The following is a 21157-nucleotide window of genomic DNA, read 5'->3' on the forward strand; positions in this document are numbered from 1 at the left end:
GCATCGAACACGGCCGTGGGACACCTCATCCTGGAGAACGCAGCATGAGCCGGCCTTGCGTGGTACTTCTGCCGGGCCTGCTGTGCGACGAGACGGTCTGGCGCGAGCAGCATGCGGCCCTGTCCTTTGCCGGTGTTGCCGAGTGCATTGTTCCGTCCTATGGCGCGGCGGCCACCATCGAAGACATGGCGCGCCTGGTGCTGGATGGCGTGGCGGCCGAGCGGTTTTCGCTGGCGGGCCATTCCATGGGCGGGCGCGTGGCCTTGGCCATTGCCGGCATGGCGCCCCAGCGTGTGGAGCGGCTGGCCTTGCTGGACACCGGCATGGACCCCATCGCCCCGTGCGAGGCCGGCGAGAGCGAACGCGCCAAGCGCATGGCGCTCTTGCAGATCGCCCGGCACAGCGGCATGCGCGAGATGGGCCTGCAATGGGCGCGCGGCATGGTGCATCCGGACCGGCTCGATACGCCGCTGTTCAGTGAGGTGCTCGACATGGTGGCGCGCTTCACGCCCGAGGTGTTCGCCGCGCAGATCAATGCCTTGCTGAACCGCCCCGATGCGGGCGATGTGCTCAGGCAGCTGCGCTGCCCGACCCTGCTGGCCTGCGGTCGCCAGGATGCGTGGAGCCCGCTGTCACGCCATGAGCGCATGCAGGCCCTGTGCCCGGGCGCCGAGCTGGTGGTGATCGAGGACAGCGGCCACATGAGCACCATGGAGCAGCCGCACCAGGTGTCGCGGGCACTGCTCGACTGGATGGGGCGCTGAGCGAGCGCTGCGCTCAGCCTAGGCCGGCAGATCGCCCACGGCCCGCCGGCAGGCCTGCATGAACAGCTCCAGGTCCTGCGATGCCGTGCTCAGCGCACGCGTGGCCAGCCCGATGCGCCTGCGTGTGGAAGGCAGGTCCACGGGCACGATGGACAACTGCCCGCCGTGGTCATCCTGCAGGGCCTGTCCGCGCGAGGCCAGGGCCAGCCGGCCCGTCTGCAGCACAAAGGCCAGCGTCATGGTCGGGCTGCTGGCGCGCAGGCTGGCGCGCGGCGGCTCCAGGCCCTGGCTGCGGAACAGCTGGACCATGGCGCGGTCGGCCGGCGTGCCGGGCAGGGGCGACACCCAGGGCCATTGCAGCAAGTCCTCCAGAACCAGCTGGCCGCGGTCCAGGCAGGCATGGCCGGCCGGTGCCACCACGACCAGGTCATCGTCGAACAGGTGCAGCTGGCGTACCTCATCGGAGGGCATGTCGGCGCGCAGGGCGCCGGCGATGGCGTCGATGTCGGCGCTCAGCAGGTGCTGCACCAGGCTCTCGTAGGTGCCGTCCACGATGCTGACCTCGATGTCCGGGTGGCTGGCGGCCAGGCTGTCGACCGCGCGCGGCAGGAAGATTCCCACCGACAGCGGCAGCACGCCGACCACCACGCGCCCCCGGATCTCGCCGCGCCAGGCGGAAATATCGCTGTCCATGCCGCGCACCTCGGCCAGGGCCAGCTTGACACGGCGCAGCAGCGCTTCGCCGGACGGCGTCAGCCGCGTGCCGAAGGCCAGCTTGTAGAACAGCTGCATGCCTAGACTGGTTTCCAGCCCCTGCAGCGCCGCATGCACGGCGGGCTGCGTCAGGCCCAGCCACTGCGCGGCCAGGGATTCGCTGCCGCAGTCGGCAATGGCCATGAGGGCGCGCAGCTGGCCCGCAGGCACGGTCTCGGCAAAACGCTCGGGCAGGGGAGGGCGCCTGGCCGCCAGCGTGGCGGCGGCCTGGGCGTCGGCCGCGCCGCTGCCCAGGTGCTGGAGCATGGCCTCTATGCGGGCGGCCAGCTGGCTGCCCAGCGGGGTCGGCATCATGCCGCGCGCACCGCGCATGAACAGCGGCATGCCGCAGGCCTCTTCCAGTTGCAGTACCGAACGCGCCACGGCCGGCTGAGAAAGATGCATAGCCTGGGCGGCCCGCGTGGTGCTGCCATGGCGCACCACGCCCAGCATGGCGCGCATGGCTCGCAAATGGCCTGCCAACTCGGGAAAACGCGAGGGATTGCTGCTGGCCCAGGGGGCAAGAGAAAGGTTCATTGAAAGGCGCTTCGCGGTACGTTGGAAGAACGTTTTTTGATTGTCCCATAAGAAAAACGCATTGATGGCCGGGGCTCCGGCATTGGCCGGATCGATGCCAGCGTGGAATGCTTGGTGCCTGGATCAAGACAGCCCATCGCAGGCTGCGAATTCCGGGGAGACAAGAAACATGAACCATGAAATCGACCGGCTGCTGGCACGCCAGGCCTGCCTGGACCTGGTGCTGCGCGCTGCTGCCTTTGCGGATGCCGGTGATGCCCAGGCCCTGGCGCAGCTGTTTGCCGAAGACGGCCAGCTGCAACGGCCCGGCGGCGAGGTACTGGGCGGGCGCACGGCCATCGCCGCTGCGTACTCCCGGCGTCCCGCGGGCCGCATGACCCGGCATCTGGTCACCAACACGCTGGTGGAACTGCAAGGCCCGGACCGCGCCAGCGCGCGCAGCCAGGTGCTGCTGTGGTCCTGCGACGAGGCCGATGCCATCACGCCGCACGGCCGCCCGGCCCAACCGCGCCAGCTCGTTGGCGAGTTCGATGACACCTTCGGCCGCAGTCCTGAAGGCCATTGGCTGATCACGCGCCGCGTGGCGCGCTTCGTCATGTACCGGGACGTCCCGGGCGCCTGAAGCGCAGGGCGCCCAGCCGCTTTCTCCCATTTCCCCGCGCCCGCCACTCTCGCCTTTCCCAAGGCGCAGCGTTGCGGCGTGCCGATTCCGCAACGACAACGACAGGAGACACAAGCATGAACCGCACTCTCAAAAGCATTCCCCAACCCCCAGCCAGGCGCCCACTGCGGGCTTGTCTGGGCCGCCTCGCCCCGCTCGCCATGCTGGCAGCAGCAGGCGGCGCCCAGGCCCAGACCGCCTCATCGGTGACGCTGTACGGCCATCTGGACACCGGCATCGAGCACCTGACGAATGTGCAAGGCGGCGGATCGCTGACGCGCGTGCCCGGCCTCACGGGAACGGCACCGTCGCGCTGGGGGCTGCGCGGCAGCGAGGATCTGGGCGGCGGCCTGAGCGCCGTCTTTGCGCTGGAGTCAGGCTTTGGCCCGGATGCCGGCACCTTCAACCAGGGCGGGCGGGGCTTCGGGCGCCAGGCCTGGGTGGGGCTGTCCGGAGGCTGGGGCAGTGTCTCGCTGGGGCGCAACTACACCATGCTGTACTGGGCATTGTTCGATGCCGACCTGCTCGGCCCCAACGCCTTCGGCCTGAGCAGCCTGGACAGCTACATCCCCAACACGCGCACCGACAACTCCCTGGCCTACCGGGGACGCTTCGGCGCCTGGAGCCTGGGCGCCGCCTACAGCCTGGGACGCGATGCCGTCAACGCCGGCCCCAGCCCGGCCGGCACCAACTGCGCCGGCGAATCGGCCACGGACAGGCAGGCCTGCCGCCAGTGGTCGGCCATGCTGAAGTACGACACCGCGCCCTGGGGCTTTGCCCTGGCCGTGGACGAGATGCGCGGCGGCGCCGGCGCATTTGCAGGGCTCACGCGCTCGGACCTGAAGGACCGCCGCATCATGCTCAACGGCTATGCCGCGCTGTCACCCACCATCAAGCTGGGCGCCGGCCTCATGCGCCGCGACAACGACGCGGCCCAGGTGGCCTCGGCCAGCAACGGCGCCACGCCGCGCAGCACCCTGGCCTGGGGCGGCCTGTCCTGGTCCCCCAGCGCCGCCGTCGTGGTCGATGGCCAGCTGCAGCAACTGCGCTATGCCCAGGGCGGCGACCGCTCCACTTTGCTGGCCCTGCGCGCCACCTACAGGTTCTCCAAGCGCACGGCGGTCTATGCCCAGGCCGCGCGCATTGACAACGGACAGCGCCTTGCCATCTCGGTCAGCTCGGCCGCAGCCGGCGGCAGCCCGCTGGCGGGCGCATCGCAGACCGGCCTGATGCTGGGCCTGCGCCACTCGTTCTGAAACCGAGGGCAAATACAACAGGCCAGCTGGGCAAGTCGGCAATTTCCTGGCGCAGTTCGGCGAGCAGCCCGGCGTCGTCGCCGGGTGTGCGATGGCTGCGGCCATCGGCCCAGCCTTCACCGCGCCCAGGCAGGTCGCGCACAGGCGAGCGCAATCCACTTTTTTCTGCGGCGTACCGCACGGCTTCCTTGAGGATTTCGTTCTCCAAGGTTGTCTTGCCGAGCACGCGCTGCAGCTTGGCTATTTCCGCGCAGACACCGACAGCGGACTCCTTGATATCCGTACATGCCGAGTTGTGGATCGGACATGTGCTCACGCACATAAGTAGCAATTTCCTCAAATTGATAGAAAAATTTAATTCATATTTGATTAAATTGATATCTATGATGCAGTCATCGGATCAATTTTGGCATTCAATGGCAGCATGTGGCTGCGCCGATCCGGCCAGTTCAGGGTGACGCGGGACAGCGCAGGGCAGGGGGCTGAAAAGTCGCAAGCCCCATGCTCTGCGCCAAGCCAGATCGGCCTGCATGGCGAACTCAACTCCATCGTCCTGGTCGAGGGCGAGAGCACAGTGGAAGGAACAACAATGAGACTCCAGATCAGACAAGCCTACAGTTTTGGTGCCGCTCTCCTGCTGGTTCTTGGCGCGGCCACCATTGGCGCAGCCATCATGAGCAACCGCAGCAGCGCTCTTGCCGACGAAACCGCCGCCAGGCGATACCAGTCCTACCTGCTGGCCGATGAGTTGCGGCAAAGCTCTGACGACCTCACCCGACTGGCACGCACCTACGTGGCCACCGGTGACGCCAAGTGGGAGAAGCAATACATCGAGATTCTGGATATTCGCAATGGCAAGCTGCCACGGCCTCAGGCCTACGAGCGGATCTATTGGGACTTCCGGGCAGCCGATGCGCAAAACGTGCGTCCCGCAGGCGAAACGGTGCCGCTGCTTGATCTGATGAAGCGGGCCGGCTTTGCAGACAACGAACTCGCCAAGCTGGCCGAAGCCAAGGCCAACTCAGATGATCTGGTGCGCACTGAAACCATCGCCATGAACATGGTGAAGGGCCTTTATGACGACGGCAAAGGTGGGTTCACGCGCCAAGCTGAACCCGACAAGGCCAAGGCTCTGGGGATGATGCACGACTTGGCGTACCACCAGTACAAAGCCAAGATCATGAAACCCGTGGACGAGTTCCTGATTCTTCTCGATGAGCGCACGTCAGCACAGCTGGCCGCAGCCGTGGCGGCGCGGCAGCAATGGTCGAAACTTGCCATGGCCTCGACGGCATTGCTCATCGTGAGCCTGCTCGCCGGGCTACTTTATCTGCGTCGTCGCACCAGCGCCGTGCTTGGCGACGTCAGTCGTGTGGCATCGGGCATTGCGGCAGGGGAGCTTGATCAGTCGATCGATCTCGGTGTGAGGGGTGAAGAAGGTGACCTGCTGCGCACTATGGGCAGCATGCAGCAGCAATTGTCTAGCGTGGTGGGCGCCATTCGCAGTGGTGCCGACAGCGTGGCGACAGCCAGCTCCGAGATTGCACAGGGCAACCAGGACCTGAGCCAGCGCACCGAAGAGCAAGCCAGTGCCCTGCAACAAACGGCCGCCACGATGGAGGAGCTGGGCACCACCACCCGCAACAACGCCGACAACGCCAAGCAGGCCAATCAACTCGCTCAGGGCGCCTCGGCCGTCGCTGCGCAAGGTGGCGAGGTGGTCGGCAAGGTCGTCACCACGATGCAAGGCATCAGCGACAGCAGCCGCACGATCGGCGACATCATCGGCGTGATCGACGGCATCGCCTTCCAGACCAACATCCTGGCGCTCAACGCAGCCGTCGAGGCGGCCCGCGCAGGTGAGCAGGGCCGCGGCTTCGCTGTCGTGGCGTCTGAAGTGCGCAGCCTCGCGCAGCGCAGCGCTGAGGCTGCCAAGGAAATCAAGGCCCTGATCGGCCGTAGCGTCGAGCAAGTGGAGCAAGGCACCGTGCTGGTGGACGAGGCCGGCAAGACCATGGGCGAGATCGTCGCCTCGATCCAACGCGTGAGTGACATCGTGGCCGAGATTACCTCGGCCAGCGTCGAGCAGAGCTCCGGCATCGGGCAGGTCGGCGAGGCCGTCAGCCAGATGGACCAGGTGACGCAGCAGAACGCGGCGCTTGTGGAAGAGAGCGCTGCCGCCGCAGAGAGCCTGAAGGGCCAGGCCCAGAAACTGGTGCAGGCCGTGGCGGTGTTCAAGCTGTCGCATGAAGGACTTGGAGGCTCGACCCACGCTGCGGCCCCAGCGGCCAACGCTGCTGCCGTCGAGTGTCGCGGCCCGGACCGTGCCAAGAACATCGCCCGGCCGGCATTCAAGGCGAAGGCTGCTGCAGCCCCAGCATCGACCTCTGAGTCGAGCCGGCTCGCTATCGCACCTGCCAAGACCGGCACTGACGACTGGACGTCGTTCTGAGCGCGGCTCGCCGCGCCAGAACCCGCCCCCAATCTCCAAGGAGTCGAAGATGACCGCCATGATTGAAGAGCGCCCAACGGTAGCACCGGTTACGGCGCAGACGACAGCCGCCTCATCAACACGGGCTGCCAAGGCAGTGGCCGCCATGCCCAACGAGTTCCTCAGCTTCCGCCTGGGTGGCGAGGAATACGGCATCGACATCCTGCGGGTACAGGAGATCCGCAGCTACGAGGCTCCCACCCGCATTGCGAACGCACCGCATTTCATCAAGGGAGTGATCAACCTGCGTGGCGTGATCGTGCCCATCGTCGACCTGCGCCTGAAGCTCTGTTGCGAGTCGGCCGAGTACACCGATTTCACCGTCGTCATCGTGCTGAACGTGCGCGGACGGGTCATCGGCGTGGTGGTCGATTCGGTGTCGGACGTTCTGGCGCTGGGCGCGGACAACATCAAGCCGGCGCCCCAGATGAGTGCCTCGGTGGATGCCGGCTACATCATGGGTATGGGATGCTTCAAGAGCGGCGATGTCGAACGCATGCTGATTCTGACCGACATCGAAGCGCTCATGAGCAGCGCCGAGATGGGGTTGATGGAGGCTGCGATGCTTTGATTGATACGATGTATATTATGTTAAATCACAGTTGCGATTAACACTGTCCAAACCCAGGTAAGGCACTCTTCCTGCACCAGGCCTGCCTGTCTTCCGCCTCTTTTTTCAGCTGTTCAACCCTCTTCCCAGGCTCTCCAGTTCCTGCCTCAACAACAACTCCGTCTCCTGCGGTTCGAACTGGCGTTGCAGCAGCGGGATGGTGAAGACGTAGCGTGCGTCGTGCACGCCGTGGGTTTCATCGCGGCGCAGGACGTAGGCCAGTTGCAGGCGGGCCAGGGATCGGCGCAAGGCCTGGGCCTGGCCGGTGGCGCCGTGGGCCTGGACCAGGGCGTCGAGCGCGGTCAGGCTGGTGTGACCTTGCTGGGCCGTGTGATAGACGGCGATGCGGTCCAGGCGGCAGGCCTGTTCGTCGGTGCTCAGGCGGCCCCAGCCGACCAGCGCATCCTGTACGGGCTGGGATTCCAGCGCCTGGCGCAGGTGGCGCTCTTCGATCACGCGTTCGTCGGGCCCCAGGGCTTGCAGGCATTCCTGGCAGAGGATGGCGACCAGATTGGCCCGCCTGCCGCTGGCCTCGATCAGGCGTTCGGCCAGGGCGTCGTTGGCGTAGCCCACGCGCAGCCTGCGCAGCGGCTCGGTGGCCAGTGCCTGGCAGGCGGACGGCTCCAGGCCACCGATGGCCAGGATGTCGCCGAAGTTGCGCAGCGGCGACTGGTAGTCGAGCAACGCGGCCGCATAGAGATCCCAGAATCCAGCCAGCATGAACCAGCAACGGCCCTCCTCGCTGAGCGCGCGCAAGGCGCTGAGCTGGGGATAGCCGTTGCGGGCCTCATCGCGGAAGAACAGGTCGGCCTCGTCGATCAGCAGGTACAGCCGCCTGCCCTGCGATTGCGACTGCAGGTGTTCGATGATGGCCTCCAGCGGTGTCTCCACGGGCAGGCCGAACTGGGTGGCCAGGCGCGGCGTAAGTCGGTGGTCGCGCAGCGAGAGGTAGTGGCAGGCAATGGACGGATGCTCCTGCAGGCGCCGTTGCACGGCCTTGAGCAGGCTGCTTTTGCCGAGCTGGCGCCCTCCCACGACCAGGTAGTTGGCCGGTTCGCGGTTGAGTACGCGCGCCAGCAGGCGCTCGCGGCCGAAGAACACGTCCTCGCGCGTCACGCCGCCGCGCGTCTGGTAGGGCGAGATGCGCGTGACCTGCAGCTGCGCGGCCAGCAGCCGCAGCAGCACCTGCGCGGGCTCGCCGCCCATCAGCCATTCGGTCTGACCGGGGCTGTCCAGCACTGCGTGCAGATTGGCGCGGTCCTCGGCATGGCGCTGCAGCAGCGGCATGGGCGACTGGGGATGCTGGGGGCTGAGGATCAGCACCACATCGCCGCCGGTCTGCAGCAGGCGCAGCTGGCGCACGAGTTCGCCCTCTTCCAGTTCTTCCAGCTGCTCTGGCAGCGCATAGACCAGGCAGCGGCCCAGGGCGATGGGCAGGTCCGGCGGCAGCGTCCATTCGAACATGCCACCGGGCACGGGCCATTCGCCCTCGGCGGTTTTGCAGGTGGCCGATAGTCGTTCGGCCAGGGCGCGCACGCGGGCGGCGGGGCTGGCGCCGGCAAGGCGCAGGGCACGCTGCCAGTCGGGCGGGCGTATGCCTGCGGCGCGCAGCACGGCGGACCGCCGGCCGGTGAGCCGCAGCAGCCGGTCCAGCTGGGGAAGATGCTGGTACGGCTTGCGGCGCAGGCGCCCGGGCTTGAGCTGCGCCGGGCCTATCAGCGGATGGCGGACCAGCCACAGCAGGGCCAGGCCACCAAAGACCAGGGCGCAGGTCCAGATGATGTTGCGCAGCCAGCCAAAGGGTTCGTGCTCTGGCTGGCCTGGCGAGGGGCTGCAGTTCAGCGGCAGATAGCGTGGCGGGGTGGGTGGCTGGCCGCCCTGGCAGCTCCAGTCCTGGCTGGGCATGTTCAGCTGCAGCAGGACCTGGGTTCCTGAGAGCACGCCCATCTGGCTGTCGCGCACGATGTCCGCCTGCAGCACGAAGGGCCTGGGCGAACTCATGCGCACGCGGGGCTCGGCAATCTCCGGTGCCACGCTGGCGATGTCCTGCGGCCAGCTTTCATGCTGGCGCACATGCTCCATCAGGGCCAGGCGCCACAGGATGATTTCGTTCCAGACGCGCCCTGAACTTTCCGCGCCCTGCAGGCTGCTGCGGGTAACGGGGTTGTAGCGGGGCAGAAGGATGGCGGTGCCTATGAACAGCGTGAACAAGGCCAGCAGCGCGGCGCGCCAATAGGATCGGGGCAGCTGCAGAAGGCGGGCCGGGCCGTTCATGCCTGCAGCACTGCCATTGCGGCTTCGCGGGCGATGTCGCAGCGCCAGTGCAGGTAGGCGCCCTCGCCCGCTCCGCGCACCTGCAGCAGGTTGCCCCAGAACAGGCGCCGCAGCACGGCATCTTGCAGATAAGGCCGCGCACGGCCCAGCGATGCCGCATCCACCAGGCTTCGCAATTGATCGCGTGCGGCCGGCTCCTGGGCCAGGGGCAGCAGGGTCTGCCACAGGCGCGCACTGGCCACCAGATGGGCGCGCAGCAGTGGCGAGTGCACGGCAGCGATGCCTACACCCTGCTCCACCAGCCATTGCAGCGCTTCCTCGAAGAGCGCGGGATGCCCGCCCGTCAGGGCCTGCAGCGCCTCGATGACCTCGGCCGGCCAGGCTGTTGCCGGCCAGCGCTGGCGCGCCATCAGGGCCAGGTCTTCCTGCGTGGGATCGGGCCAGTGGGCCACCTGGCCGATGTTGAGCAGGGACAGGTCGCCGCTGCGGTACTTGAGGTCGGCCAGCGCTTCGCTGCCGCACAGCAGCAGGTGCAGGCGGCCGCTGTGCATTTCGCTGAGGCTGCGCAGGATGCCGGCCAGCGTCTCGCGCAGTGCGGCCGTGCCTTGCTCGAAACGGCTGACCAGGCAGAACAGGCGGCCGCCTGCCAGCAGGCGCTTTTCCAGCAGGGCCTCGAATTCATAGTCCGAGCCCACCTCGCCCAGCCCGCATTGCCGGCCCAGGGCCGCAAAGTAGTCGGCCGGGGCCGTGCTCACGCTGTACGGCGGCTGGATGTGCAGTACCGCCTCGGCGCCGTACTGGGCGCGGGCACGCAGCAGCAATTCCTGGCGGAACGGGGGCTGCCCCCAGTGCGCGGGAGACAGCAGCATGGTGATGGCATAGGGCGAGGCCTGGGCCAGCTGGGCAAAAAGCCGGTCCATGAAGCCGGCAAAAGGCTGGGCGCCAGCGGCTGGCGCCTGCAGCGGGAACTGCGTGGCAAAGCCGGCGGCGGAGAACAGGCGATTGGTCTCCGCCTCCGTCAGCCGCAGATACTGGGCGCAGGCGGCCAGCCGGTCGCGCGAGCGCGGATTGGGCAGGGAAACCCCATTCCTCCAGTTGTTGACGGCTTCCCGGCTCAGCCCGATCTCGGTGGCCACCCCCGAAGCGCTGGCACGGATGCGGCGCATGTACAGACCCAGAAGATGGCCGAAATCCTCATGAACGCCTGCGGCCACGGCGGGGCCCTGCTCGATTGCGGTGGGCTGCATCAGCGTTGGCCCTGCTCAAAAAGACGGCGCCTGATGGCGCATGTCCATCCTGCCGTGACGACGGTCGGTATCCACATCCTGTTCACCCTCTCCTGGGACTTTGCCGGATCTTGTGCAATTTGTTTCATTCTGCCGAGCGCGGATTGTCTCAGGATGCCGGTTCGCTGCCGCCCTGCCCCGCAAACTCCCGCCGCGCACTGGCCATCCGGTACAGCGGCAGCACGACCGCCAGTACCAATCCCAGGGCCAGCCAGAGCCACAGGCCCTTGCCTCTGAAAGCCAGGGCGGCAACGACGGTGAACGCGACGGCCTCGCACAGTCCGCGAAAGCCTGCCCGCAGCATGAACAGGCCCGCGATGCCGTCCACCGGCGACACGCCGCTCTTGCGCAGGCTGGCCATGGTCTCCAGCAGGGCCTGCACGGACTCCTGGGCCTGGCGATCGCGCTCCTGGTCACGCTCGCGCAGTTGCCTGATGGCCATGGGCTGGGCGGGATTGCTGAGTGAGGTGCCATCGTTGCCCTCTTCCTGCCCCGGGCGCGGATAGACCTCTGCGTCGGGATCGACCAGCACCTGGCGCTCCGGGTAGCGGGCCAGCCAGGCATGGTGGCTGACCCATTGGCCGGCATCGAAGTGATAGCGCTCGCTCTCTCCCACCTGGTCGTAGAAGACATGCAGCACCGCCGCCTGCAGGCCGTGCTGGAACAAGGTCTCCAGCAGCCGCCAGGGCATGCCCGCCGTGGTGCGGGTGTCGAAGCCCAGCTCCAGATGCTGGGGATGGCCCAGGGCGCTGGCATTGCTCCAGTCGTCATCCCACAGCACGGACCGGTCCAGGGCGGGGTCCAGCTCATGGATCCAGCGCTCGGCCTGCTCCCAGGACTGCCGGGCCAGGTACTGGCAGATCAGTTGCACGCGGCGCAGCTGCAGGGGCGTATCGAAGAACAGATAGAGGTGATGGACGTTGCTGGACATGGCGGGCCTGAGGCGTTTGCAGGAATGCCGCGATTGTTCAATTGCAGCTGCCAGCCGGCCCTCCCAGGCCTGTCCAGCACGCGGCTGGCAGGCGCTGCCGCCGGTTGACATTCTGTCCACTGCAAGAAGCGGGATGCAGGCGCTGCTGCGGCGCCCTAGACTGCGGCAATTGCCCACAGCGCCCATACCGCCAACCGCGCCCGCCATGCACAACCTCCGTCTTTTCGACAACGAAGCTTGCGAATCCGCCCCGCCCTGCCAATGGACGCAGATGGAGCACCAGCTCGACGAGCACGGCTGTGCCCGGCTACCCGGCCTGCTGGACGCGCAGCAATGCCGTGACCTGGCGGCCCTCTACACCAGGGAAGACGGTTTTCGCTCCCGCATCGTCATGGCCCGCCACGGTTTCGGGCGTGGTGAATACCGGTATTTCGACTACCCCTTGCCACCTCTGCTGCAGAGGCTGCGCGAACAGCTGTATTCCCGCCTGGTGCCGGTGGCCAACCGCTGGAACCAGCGCATGGGGCTGGATGTGCGCTATCCGGACCGGCTGCGGGACTTCCTGGCGCGCTGCCACGCGCACGGCCAGTTGCGGCCCACGCCGCTGATCCTCCAATACGGCGAGGGCGACTACAACTGCCTGCACCAGGATGTCTATGGAGAGCATGTGTTTCCGCTGCAGGTGGTGTTGCTGCTGTCGCGGCCGGGGCAGGACTTTGCGGGCGGGGAATTCGTCATCACCCAGGCCGATGGCGACAGGCAACGGGCCGATGTGATGGCGTTGGACCAGGGCGATGCGCTGGTCCTGGCCGTGCGCCACCGGCCCGTGCCGGGGCGGCGCTCAGGCTACCGCCGCGCGGCCATGCGCCATGGCGTCAGCCGCGTCCGAAGCGGCCATCGCCATACCGTGGGGCTGATCTTTCATGACGCACTCTGATATGACGCACTCTGATATGACGCACTTTGATGGACGGCCGGTATGAGCACGCTGGATCTTTTTGCCGATGAACCTCCCATGGGCATCGAACCCATTGGTCCCCAGTCCGTGGTGCTGCGCGGCCATGCCCTGCCCCATGCGGCGCCACTGCTGGCTGCGGTGGACGGCGTCATGGCCCAGGCGCCGCTGCGCCATCTGGTCACGCCGGGCGGCTTCACCATGTCGGTGGCCATGACCAACTGCGGCACGCTGGGCTGGACCAGCGACAGGCGCGGCTACCGCTACAGCGCCATCGACCCGGTCAGCGGCCAGCCCTGGCCCGCCATGCCGGCCGTGTTTGCGCAGCTGGCGGGCGAAGCGGCCGCCGCTGCGGGCTTCGAGGGCTTCGCGCCCGACGCCTGCCTGATCAACCAGTACCTGCCCGGCAGCCGCCTGTCCCTGCACCAGGACCGCGACGAGCGTGACCTTGTCGCGCCCATCGTCTCGGTGTCACTGGGCATGCCGGCCACATTTCTGTTTGGAGGGCTTGCGCGCGCGGACAAGACGGCCAGGGTGTTGTTGCAGCATGGCGACGTGGTGGTCTGGGGCGGCGTGGATCGGCTGCGCCACCACGGCGTGTTGCCGCTCAAGGACCAGCCTCACCCGCTGCTGGGCGGGCGGCGCATCAATCTCACTTTTCGCAAGGCGGGTTGAATGGAGGGGTCGAAATGGATGGGCTGAACAGCAGTGATCGCTTCGCCGGCCTGGACTGGGGCCGCATTGCCACCCAGCTCGATGCAGAGGGCCATTGCCTGCTGCCACGGCTGCTGAATGCGGATGAAAGCCGCGCCCTGGCTAGCGAGGCGGCCATGCGCAATGGCCTGCCGCCCTCCCTCGACACATGGCGCCCGGTGCTGTACCGGCACCTGCTTGCCATTGCCAATCGCTGGCGTGCCCAAATGGACATGCAGCCTGCCCTGCCCGCCTCGTTCGAGGCCTTCGGGCAGCTGGGCCACCAGCGCGGCCAGATGCATCCGCAGTCGCACCTGCTGCATGTGGCGCAGGCGGGCCATGCCCCGCTGCGCTCATACAGCGAAGGTGCGGCGGTGTTCCCGCTGCAGCTGGTGCTGCTGCTGTCCCGGCCGGGCCAGGACTTCGAGGGCGGCGAGTTCGTGATGACCGAGCAGCGACCGCGCATGCAATCGCGCCCCATGGTGCTGCCGCTGGGCCTGGGGGATGCGGCCATCATCGCCACGGGGCCGCGCCCGGTGCGCGGTGCGGCAGGCTTTTACCGCGTGCACCTGCGCCATGCCATCAGCCGCGTTCACCGGGGCGGGCGCCTGGGGCTGGAACTGCTGCTGCACGACGCGCCGCAGGCTACCGACGCGGGCCGCTGGCTATAATGCCGCGCCTGCAAAGGCATCCGTGCAACAGGTGTCCACATGCCAGCCATGGGGATGAAACGGGAACAAGGTGACTGCCAGCAAATGCTTTTTGCGCTGCCGGCACAGGCCTTGGCTGCCCCCGCAACGGTAAACAAGTCAAGGCGCTCCACGCCTGTCCCGCCAGTCTCCGCAACCCTGCGGAGGGGCGATGACAGGCTGTCACTGGTTCATGGCGTGGTCTGCAACATGCAGCTTTTCGCGGGTGGATTGGGAAGACGGGGCGCTGGGCGCAAGGCATGTCCTTGCGCCGCTTGTGAGCCCGGAGACCGGCCTGCTGCGTTTCGCGCCCGCTGAGCGGGCGCTTTCTTGACTGTCTGCGGGGTGCGGATGGCAATGTCCTGCACCCTATCCTTGCACGCTGGCTGGAGAGGCGGCAGTGCCTTGCTTTCGCATCAGGCGGTCGAAGACCGATGTTCGAAATGCATTCCTCCCTTTCCTGCGTTCCCAGCACCCGTGCTGCCGATTCCCTTTGCCTTCGGCTGAGCCCGCTGGCCCTGGCCTGCGCCTTCCTGTCCGCTCCTGTGCAGGCACAGACTGTCCTGCCCGAAGTGCAGGTCACCGGCCAGGCCGAACGCATCGGCCAGCAACTGGCCCAGCCTGCGCGCTCGGCCAGCCATACCGGCGTCTCCAACCAGGAAGTGCCTGCCAGCGTGGATGGTGTTTCTGCCGAGCAGATGCAGGAGCGCGGCGACTACGCCCTGGTGGACGCCGTCACGCGCACCGTGGGCCTGACCTCCAGCAGCACGCCGGGCAACGGCGGCCTGTCCTTCAGCAGCCGTGGCTTTGCGGGCGTGAACTCCGTGGGCGTGGCCGAAGACGGCATGGTGCTGGGCGTGGCCGCCGGCACCACGGCCTATCCCGGGGACAGCTGGGGCTACGAGCGCATCGACGTGCTGCGCGGCCCGGCCTCGCTGATGTATGGCAGCGGCACCATGGGCGCCACGGTCAACGCCATCCGCAAGCAGCCCAGCCGCACCAGCTCGGCCGAGGTGCTGCTGGGCGCTGGCACGGACGACACGCTGCGCGTGGGCCTGGGCGTGACCGGCGCCCTGGGCGCCTATGCCAGCTACCGCATCGACAGCTACACCGCGCGCAGCGCGGGCGAGCGCGACTTGGACCAGTCGCGCAACGGCAAGTTCATGAGCACGCTGCGCTTGGAGCCCACGAGCGACCTGCAGATCGACCTGATTGCCGACCGCAGCGTGCAAAAGCCCAGCCGCTACTGGGGCACGCCGGGCCTGGACGGCAAGGTGGTGGAGTCCCTGCGCGACCGCAACTACAACGCCGAAGACAGCGTGCTGCGCTATGCCGACGAGCGCCTGCGCGCCAAGGTGCAATGGAAGGCCAATGACTGGCTGACGGTGCGCAACGAGCTGTACCACGTGCAGTCGGACCGCCACTGGCGCAACATCGAGGCCTACGCGCTCAACCCCGCCACCTGGACCGTGGGCCGCTCCGACTACCTGGAAATCCTGCACGACCTGGAGCAGACCGGCAATCGCCTGGGCCTGAACGTGGACCGGGGCTCGCACAAGATCGCCATGGGCTGGGAGGCCGCGCGCATCAACCTGCGGCTGTCCAACAACTCGCCCTATGGCGGCTCGTCCACGGTCTCGGCCTGGGGCCCCGTGCATGGCAGCTGGGCCAGCCCCGATGTCACCAAGGCCAAGACCGAAACCGGCGTGACCCAGCATGCGCTGTACCTGGAGGATGCCTGGCGCATCAGCAACCGCTGGCTGGCCATGGCCGGACTGCGCCGCGATGTCTACAGCTTTGCCAGCCATTCCCTGGTGGGCGGCGCGGATTTCAACAAGACGCTGGCCGCCACCTCCTGGCGCCTGGGCCTGACCTATGAGCTGGCCCGCGACACCCATGTCTATGGGCAGATCAGCTCGGGCCATGATCCCGTCAACAGCCTGGTCTCGCTGAACCTGGCCAACACGGCTTACAAGCTGAGCAAGGGCCACCAGGCCGAGATCGGCATCAAGCAGCAGGTGGCAGGCGGGCGCGGCGAATGGACGCTGGCCGTGTTCGACATCAAGAAGGACGACATCATCACGCGCGACCCCGACCGCCCGGCCATCTCCATCCAGGGCGGCAGCCAGTCCTCGCGCGGCGCCGAGGTCACTGCCAACTTCCAGGCCACGCCCGCCCTGCGCCTGGAGGGCAACCTGTCCTATGTGGATGCCCAGTTCGACAAGCTCATCGAGGCCGGCGGCAACCGCGCCGGCAACCGCCCGCAGAACGTGGCCAAGACCACGGCCAACCTCTGGGGCCACTACCGCGTGGGCGCCTGGCAGGCCTCGCTGGGCCTGCGCTACGTGGGTGACCGCTTTGGCAACAACGCCAATACCGTGAACCTGCCCGCCTACACCGTGGCCGACGCCGCGCTGAGCTGGCAGGTGGACCCGCGCACCACCTTGAGCCTGATCGGCCGCAACCTGGCCGACAGAGTCTATGTGGGATCGAGCTACGGCAGCCAGTTCCTGGTCGGGCAAGGCCGCCGCTTCGAGATCGCGGCGCATATCCGGTTCTGATGGCCATGGCGCGCTCCAAAAGCCTCCACGGTCTCCAGGGCCTGTGCGCTGGCGCCCTGGCGGCCACCCTGCTGCTGGCCGGCTGCTCGCGCAGCGATTCCGGCACCACCAGTGAACTGCCGGCACCGGCTGCCGCACCGCAGGCGGCCGTGACCGTCAATGTCTGCGGCAGCCCCGTGACCTACGCCAACGCACCGCTGCGCGCCGTGACCCATGACGTGAACATCACCGAGATGTTTCTCTTTCTGGGCCTGGGCGAGCGGCTGGTGGGCTACAGCGGTATCACGCAGGCCAAGCAGATCGACCCGGCCTTTCAGGCCCAGCTGGCCCGCGTGCCGCGGCTGGCCGAGCGCGAGATGAACCTGGAGGCCATCCTGGGCGCCTCGGCCGACTTCGTCTTCGGCGGCTGGAGCTACGGTTTTCGCCAGGGCCAGGTCACGCCCGAGGTGCTGCAGCGCCACGGCATTGCCTCGTATGTGCTGTCCGAATCGTGCATCCGCGTGGGGCCGCGCAGCCAGGTGGCGCTGGAAGACGGCCTGACCGACCTGCGCAACCTGGGCCGCATCTTCCGCATCGACGCCCATGCCGAGCAACTGGCGCAGGGGCTGGAGCGCGACCTGAAGGACCTGCGCGAGCGCATGCAGGGCGTGCGGCAGCGGCCTTCGGTCTTCGTCTACGACAGCGGCCAGGACATCCCCGTGACCGTGGGCCGCTACGGCATGCCGCAGGCCATGATCGAGGAAGCGGGCGGGCGCAACATCTTCGACGACATTCCCAGCAACTGGCCCGCAGGCAACTGGGAGGACGTGGTGCAGCGCAACCCGCAGTGGATCGTCATCATCGACTACGGCCAGCCCCATGCCCAGGGCAAGATCGACTTCCTGCTGGCCAAGCCCGAGCTGGCCGGCGTCGATGCCATTCGCGAAAAGCGGTTCTTCGTGATGACCTATGCCGAGGCCACGCCCGGCCCGCGCAACATCGCTCGGGCCCGCGCGCTGGCCCAGGCCCTGCACCCCGACCGCGTGCCGGCGACCGCCCATGCCGGGCACTGAGGCACGCACCCGCTGGCACAGCCGCCCGGGCGCTGCCCGCGCCTGGTGCCTGCTGCTGTTCGCGGCCCTGTTGCTGGTGATGACGCTGGCCATCACCTGGGGGCCCGTGGACATGCCGGCCGGCACGGTCTGGCGCATTGCCTGGAGCCGGTTGCTGCAGGCGCTGGGCATGCAGCCGCCGCCGCTGGAGGGCATCACGCCGCAGCACCAGCAGATCGTCTGGCTGATCCGCATGCCGCGCGTGCTGCTGGCGGCCCTGGTGGGCGCGGGGCTTGCCGTGGTGGGCGCCATCATGCAGGCCATGGTGCGCAATCCGCTGGCCGATCCCTATCTGCTGGGCGTGTCCTCGGGTGCGTCGGTGGGCGCCGTGGCCGTGCTGGCCTTCGGTGCGCTGGCCTCGGCCGGCATGTACGCCCTCACGGCCGGGGCCTTTGCCGGGGCGCTGGCGGCCACCGTGGCGGTCTACCTGCTGGCGCGCTCCCAGGGCCGCATCCATGCCACGCGGCTGATCCTGGGTGGCGTGGCCATCGGCTATGTGCTGGCGGGCGTGACCAGCCTGATCACCCTGTCATCGGGCCAGCGTGACCTGGCCAATGCCCTGCTGACCTGGACGCTGGGCAGCCTGGCCGGCACGCAGTGGGAGGAACTGGGCATTCCCGCCGCCGTGCTGGCTGCGGGAATGCTCTGGCTGGGGCTGCAGACGCGCCCGCTCAATGCCCTGCTGGCCGGTGACGAGGCCGCCGCCACGCTGGGCGTGGACACGGCACGGCTGCGGCGCGCACTGTTCCTGGCGGTCTCGCTGCTCACGGGCACCATGGTGGCGGTCAGCGGCGCCATCGGCTTTGTGGGGCTGATCGTGCCGCACGCCGCGCGCATGCTGGTGGGCACGGACCACCGGCGCGTGCTGCCCGTGGCTGCCGTGGCCGGCGCCCTGCTGCTGGTGCTGGTGGATCTTGTCGCGCGCACGGCCTTTGCGCCCATGGAACTGCCCGTGGGCGTGATCACCTCGCTGATCGGCGGGCCCTTCTTCGTCTGGATGCTGGTGCGCCAGCCGGTGCAGGGAGGGCGCGGCCCATGAAGCTGCAAGCCCAGGACCTGTGCTGGAGTGCCGATGCCCGGCGTGCCGACGCCCCGCGCATCGTGGACCAGGCCAGCCTCGCCCTGCACAGCGGCGAATGCGTGGGGCTCATCGGCCCCAACGGCAGCGGCAAGTCCACCCTGCTGCGCATGCTCTATCGCGTGCTGCGGCCCGACGCAGGCTGCGTGCTGCTGGACCAGCGCGACATCCGGGACATGACGGCGCGCGAGTTCGCGGCCCAGGTCTCGGTCCTGGCGCAGGAGGCGCCGCAGAGCTTTGACTTCACCGTGCGCGAGGCGGTGATGATGGGCCGCATCCCCCACCAGTCCCCCTGGGCGGGCGACAGCGCCGAGGACCTCGCCTGCATGCGCCAGGCGCTGGCCCAGGTGAATGCCCTGGCGCTGGAGGCGCGTCGCTTCTCCAGCCTTTCCGGCGGCGAAAAGCAGCGCGTGCTCGTGGCCCGCGCGCTGGCCCAGCAGCCAAGGCTGATGCTGCTGGACGAGCCCACCAACCACCTGGACATACGCCATCAGCTGGAGTTGATGGGCTTGGTGCGCAGGCTGCAGATCAGCAGCATCGTCGCCCTGCACGACCTCAACATCGCCGCCCACTACTGCGACCGTCTCTATCTCATGGAACAAGGCCGCATCGTTGCCCATGGCACACCGGCCCAGGTACTGACGCCGGCCACCATCGGCCAGGTCTACGGCGTGGCTGCCGAGGTGGACATCCATGCCGCCACCGGCCGGCTGCGCATCAGCTTCATTCCCGATGAACTCCTCTGAAACTTCCATCCCGCCCAGGCCCGACGCCGTGATCGTGCTGGGCCGCGGCGGCACGGGCGCAGCATCGCGCCAAAGCCTGATCGAACTGGCCGAGGCCTTGCGCCAGACGCTGGAGCCGGCCTGCAAGGTCGTCACATCCTTCGTGGACAAGGCTGCACCCTCGCTGCCCGAGGCGCTGCAGCAATGCCTGCCGGCCCGCTCCATCGTCGTGCTGCCCCTGTTCTCGCCCGACGAGCCTGCCCTGCTGCGCTGGCTGCACAAGCTGGCCATGCGCTGGCGCTCGCAGTTGCCGGACCAGACCGTGCAGGTGCGGTTTGCCGACCATCTGCTGGGCGCTGCGGCCATGCCCGCGCTGCTGGCGCCGCAGATTAGGCAAGCCCTGCAGACCCCGGATGTGGCCGAATCCGCAGGCGACCAATGGCAGCACGATCCCCAGGCCTGGTCCCAGGTGCCGGACCACCAGCACCATGCCCTGGTCTGCACGGGACCGCGCTGCACGGCACTGGGCGCCGTGGCCGTCTGGCAAAGCCTGGGCGAGGCCGTGCAGGCCAGCAGCGAACTGCGTGCCAGGCTGCGCCTGCTGCAGACCAGCTGCCAGTACCCCTGCAACCATGGCCCGCTGGCCATCGTCTATCCGGACGGCATCTGGTACGGGCGGCTCACGGCCGAGAATGCCGCCGAAGTGATCGAAACCCATGTGCTCTCGCGGCAGGTCTGCGCGGAGCACCATGTGCACGGGCCTGTGGAGCTGGGGACGCGGGATTCGTGATGTCTCAGGGCTGTGCCGCCTCCAGCTCGGCCAGCCTCACTGCCACAAAATCCCGCAACGCACGCACCAGCGGCGTGAACTGCCTGCGGCTGGGGGCGACCAGGAACAGCGGCACGCACTCGGTCGTCCAGTCGGTGCACAGCGCAAGAAGGCGGCCCCGGGCCAGGTCCTCGGCCACGTCGAAATACGACTTGTAGGCAATCCCCCGCCCGGCCACGGCCCAGCGCCGCACGGCATCTCCGTCATTGGCCACATTGCGGCCGCGCACCCGCACATGGACGGGCTCAGGTACGGCAGCCCCCTGCCCTGCCGGCCAGAAGCTCCAGCGGTCGTGCACTTCCTCGCCCAACATGAAGCACAGGCAGTCATGTCCGGCCAGGTCGTGGGGCGTTGCCGGGGCGCCGCGTTCCTGTAGATAGGAAGGCGCGGCGCAGAGCACGCGGCGGTGCGTGTCCGACAGCGGCAAGGCCACCAGGCTGGAATCCTGCGGCCTGCCATAGCGAAATGCCGCGTCCACAGGCTCGCTGTAGACATTGGCCGCGCGGTCGGACAGGTGCAGGCGCAGATCCACGCCTGCGTGCTGGCTCTGGAACTCGTCCAGCCACGGCATGAGCACATTGCGGCCCAGGTCGGAGGGGGCGGCCAGTTGCAGCGTGCCGCGCAAAGCGGCCTGGCCGCCAGCCAACTGGTCGCGCACCTGGCGCAGGCCGGCCAGCGCGGGGCGGCAGTGCTCCAGAAACAGCTCGCCCTCCTGCGTGAGCCGCAGGCTGCGCGTGGAGCGCACGAACAGGGTCACGCCCAGCTCTGCCTCCAGCCGCTTGAGCGCTGCGCTGGCCGCAGCCGGGGTCAGGTCCAGGGCACGCGCCGTGGCCGAGAGGCTGCCGCTGTCTGCGGTGCGCACGAAGATATCCAGGTCTTGCAGGCTTTTCATGGGCATTCGCCAGGCTTTGATTTTCAAAAACTATTTGAAGCTTAGTCCAACGAGAAACCCATTTGTCGTGCTTGCGCCAAC

General features: G+C 67.9%; 18 protein-coding genes, 1 pseudogene and 1 riboswitch. Of the genes and pseudogenes, 13 read left to right on the forward strand and 6 right to left on the reverse strand.

Annotated features, from left to right (window positions below; genetic code table 11):
• Nucleotides 1–44: 44 nt before the first annotated feature.
• Nucleotides 45–764: an alpha/beta fold hydrolase gene (locus tag ACF8LI_RS21880; protein WP_392414102.1), complete on the forward strand. Its 720-nt coding sequence runs from the start codon at nucleotides 45–47 to the stop codon at nucleotides 762–764.
• A gap of 18 nt (nucleotides 765–782) precedes the next feature.
• Here the strand turns inward: ACF8LI_RS21880 and ACF8LI_RS21885 are convergent, their stop codons facing one another.
• Complete coding sequence (locus ACF8LI_RS21885) at nucleotides 783–2054, reverse strand: LysR family transcriptional regulator (RefSeq protein WP_392414103.1); 1272 nt, start codon at nucleotides 2052–2054, stop codon at nucleotides 783–785.
• Nucleotides 2055–2223: 169 nt separating this feature from the next.
• Between ACF8LI_RS21885 and ACF8LI_RS21890 the strand changes: the two genes are divergently transcribed.
• Together ACF8LI_RS21890 and ACF8LI_RS21895 are read left to right on the forward strand one after the other, a co-directional pair.
• A complete protein-coding gene (locus ACF8LI_RS21890) occupies nucleotides 2224–2676 on the forward strand; it encodes a nuclear transport factor 2 family protein (RefSeq protein WP_392414104.1) in 453 nt (150 codons plus the stop codon).
• A 116-nt stretch (nucleotides 2677–2792) separates the two neighbouring features.
• A complete protein-coding gene (locus tag ACF8LI_RS21895) occupies nucleotides 2793–3971 on the forward strand; it encodes a porin (protein ID WP_392414105.1) in 1179 nt (392 codons plus the stop codon).
• A 22-nt stretch (nucleotides 3972–3993) separates the two neighbouring features.
• Here the strand turns inward: ACF8LI_RS21895 and ACF8LI_RS21900 are convergent.
• Nucleotides 3994–4221: pseudogene (locus ACF8LI_RS21900) on the reverse strand (IS3 family transposase); the annotation flags it as partial.
• Nucleotides 4222–4560: 339 nt separating this feature from the next.
• On the opposite strand from ACF8LI_RS21900, the gene ACF8LI_RS21905 reads away from it, so the two are divergent.
• Both ACF8LI_RS21905 and ACF8LI_RS21910 read left to right on the forward strand, forming a co-directional pair.
• Nucleotides 4561–6423, forward strand: coding sequence for a methyl-accepting chemotaxis protein (locus ACF8LI_RS21905; RefSeq protein ID WP_392414164.1), 1863 nt, complete (start codon nucleotides 4561–4563; stop codon nucleotides 6421–6423).
• Between the two features lie 49 nt (nucleotides 6424–6472).
• Entirely contained in the window at nucleotides 6473–7033 is a 561-nt protein-coding gene (locus ACF8LI_RS21910) for a chemotaxis protein CheW (protein WP_126312599.1), read from the forward strand.
• Nucleotides 7034–7138: 105 nt separating this feature from the next.
• On the opposite strand, the gene ACF8LI_RS21915 is transcribed toward ACF8LI_RS21910, so the two are convergent.
• The 3 genes from ACF8LI_RS21915 to ACF8LI_RS21925 all read right to left on the reverse strand — a co-directional run bounded on the left by ACF8LI_RS21915 (nucleotide 7139) and on the right by ACF8LI_RS21925 (nucleotide 11563).
• A complete protein-coding gene (locus ACF8LI_RS21915; RefSeq protein ID WP_392414106.1) occupies nucleotides 7139–9346 on the reverse strand; it encodes an AAA family ATPase in 2208 nt (735 codons plus the stop codon).
• Nucleotides 9343–10593: a hypothetical protein gene (locus ACF8LI_RS21920; RefSeq protein WP_392414107.1), complete on the reverse strand. Its 1251-nt coding sequence runs from the start codon at nucleotides 10591–10593 to the stop codon at nucleotides 9343–9345. The genes ACF8LI_RS21915 and ACF8LI_RS21920 overlap by 4 nt, the downstream gene beginning before the upstream one ends.
• Before the next feature lie 148 nt (nucleotides 10594–10741).
• Nucleotides 10742–11563: a hypothetical protein gene (locus tag ACF8LI_RS21925; RefSeq protein WP_392414108.1), complete on the reverse strand. Its 822-nt coding sequence runs from the start codon at nucleotides 11561–11563 to the stop codon at nucleotides 10742–10744.
• Nucleotides 11564–11768: 205 nt separating this feature from the next.
• Here ACF8LI_RS21925 and ACF8LI_RS21930 point away from each other — a divergent pair, with 205 nt between their 5' ends.
• The 8 genes from ACF8LI_RS21930 (at nucleotide 11769) to ACF8LI_RS21965 (ending at nucleotide 20145) form a co-directional block, all read left to right on the forward strand.
• Entirely contained in the window at nucleotides 11769–12500 is a 732-nt protein-coding gene (locus ACF8LI_RS21930; protein ID WP_043791937.1) for a 2OG-Fe(II) oxygenase, read from the forward strand.
• Nucleotides 12501–12542: 42 nt separating this feature from the next.
• Nucleotides 12543–13193, forward strand: a complete 651-nt coding sequence (gene alkB / locus ACF8LI_RS21935; RefSeq protein ID WP_392414109.1) for a DNA oxidative demethylase AlkB — start codon at nucleotides 12543–12545, stop codon at nucleotides 13191–13193.
• A 14-nt stretch (nucleotides 13194–13207) separates the two neighbouring features.
• The gene (locus ACF8LI_RS21940; protein WP_392414110.1) at nucleotides 13208–13882 is read left to right on the forward strand and encodes a 2OG-Fe(II) oxygenase; all 675 of its coding nucleotides are present in this window, start codon (nucleotides 13208–13210) and stop codon (nucleotides 13880–13882) included.
• Nucleotides 13883–13894: 12 nt separating this feature from the next.
• Nucleotides 13895–14214, forward strand: a riboswitch (cobalamin riboswitch).
• A gap of 120 nt (nucleotides 14215–14334) precedes the next feature.
• Nucleotides 14335–16461 carry a TonB-dependent receptor gene (locus ACF8LI_RS21945; protein ID WP_392414111.1) on the forward strand — a complete coding sequence of 709 codons (2127 nt, stop codon included), beginning with the start codon at nucleotides 14335–14337 and terminating at the stop codon, nucleotides 16459–16461.
• Nucleotides 16461–17513: an ABC transporter substrate-binding protein gene (locus tag ACF8LI_RS21950; RefSeq protein WP_392414112.1), complete on the forward strand. Its 1053-nt coding sequence runs from the start codon at nucleotides 16461–16463 to the stop codon at nucleotides 17511–17513. Before ACF8LI_RS21945 ends, ACF8LI_RS21950 begins: the two co-directional genes overlap by 1 nt.
• A complete protein-coding gene (locus tag ACF8LI_RS21955) occupies nucleotides 17500–18591 on the forward strand; it encodes a FecCD family ABC transporter permease (RefSeq protein ID WP_392414113.1) in 1092 nt (363 codons plus the stop codon). The genes ACF8LI_RS21950 and ACF8LI_RS21955 overlap by 14 nt, the downstream gene beginning before the upstream one ends.
• A complete protein-coding gene (locus ACF8LI_RS21960) occupies nucleotides 18588–19376 on the forward strand; it encodes an ABC transporter ATP-binding protein (protein WP_392414114.1) in 789 nt (262 codons plus the stop codon). The genes ACF8LI_RS21955 and ACF8LI_RS21960 overlap by 4 nt, the downstream gene beginning before the upstream one ends.
• Nucleotides 19363–20145: a CbiX/SirB N-terminal domain-containing protein gene (locus tag ACF8LI_RS21965; RefSeq protein ID WP_392414115.1), complete on the forward strand. Its 783-nt coding sequence runs from the start codon at nucleotides 19363–19365 to the stop codon at nucleotides 20143–20145. The genes ACF8LI_RS21960 and ACF8LI_RS21965 overlap by 14 nt, the downstream gene beginning before the upstream one ends.
• A 4-nt stretch (nucleotides 20146–20149) precedes the next feature.
• On the opposite strand, the gene ACF8LI_RS21970 is transcribed toward ACF8LI_RS21965, so the two are convergent.
• The gene (locus ACF8LI_RS21970; protein ID WP_179217879.1) at nucleotides 20150–21076 is read right to left on the reverse strand and encodes a LysR family transcriptional regulator; all 927 of its coding nucleotides are present in this window, start codon (nucleotides 21074–21076) and stop codon (nucleotides 20150–20152) included.
• Nucleotides 21077–21157 lie beyond the last annotated feature (81 nt).

This window comes from Delftia sp. WSY_12, assembly GCF_043104645.1.
GTDB lineage: Bacteria > Pseudomonadota > Gammaproteobacteria > Burkholderiales > Burkholderiaceae_C > Comamonas > Comamonas tsuruhatensis.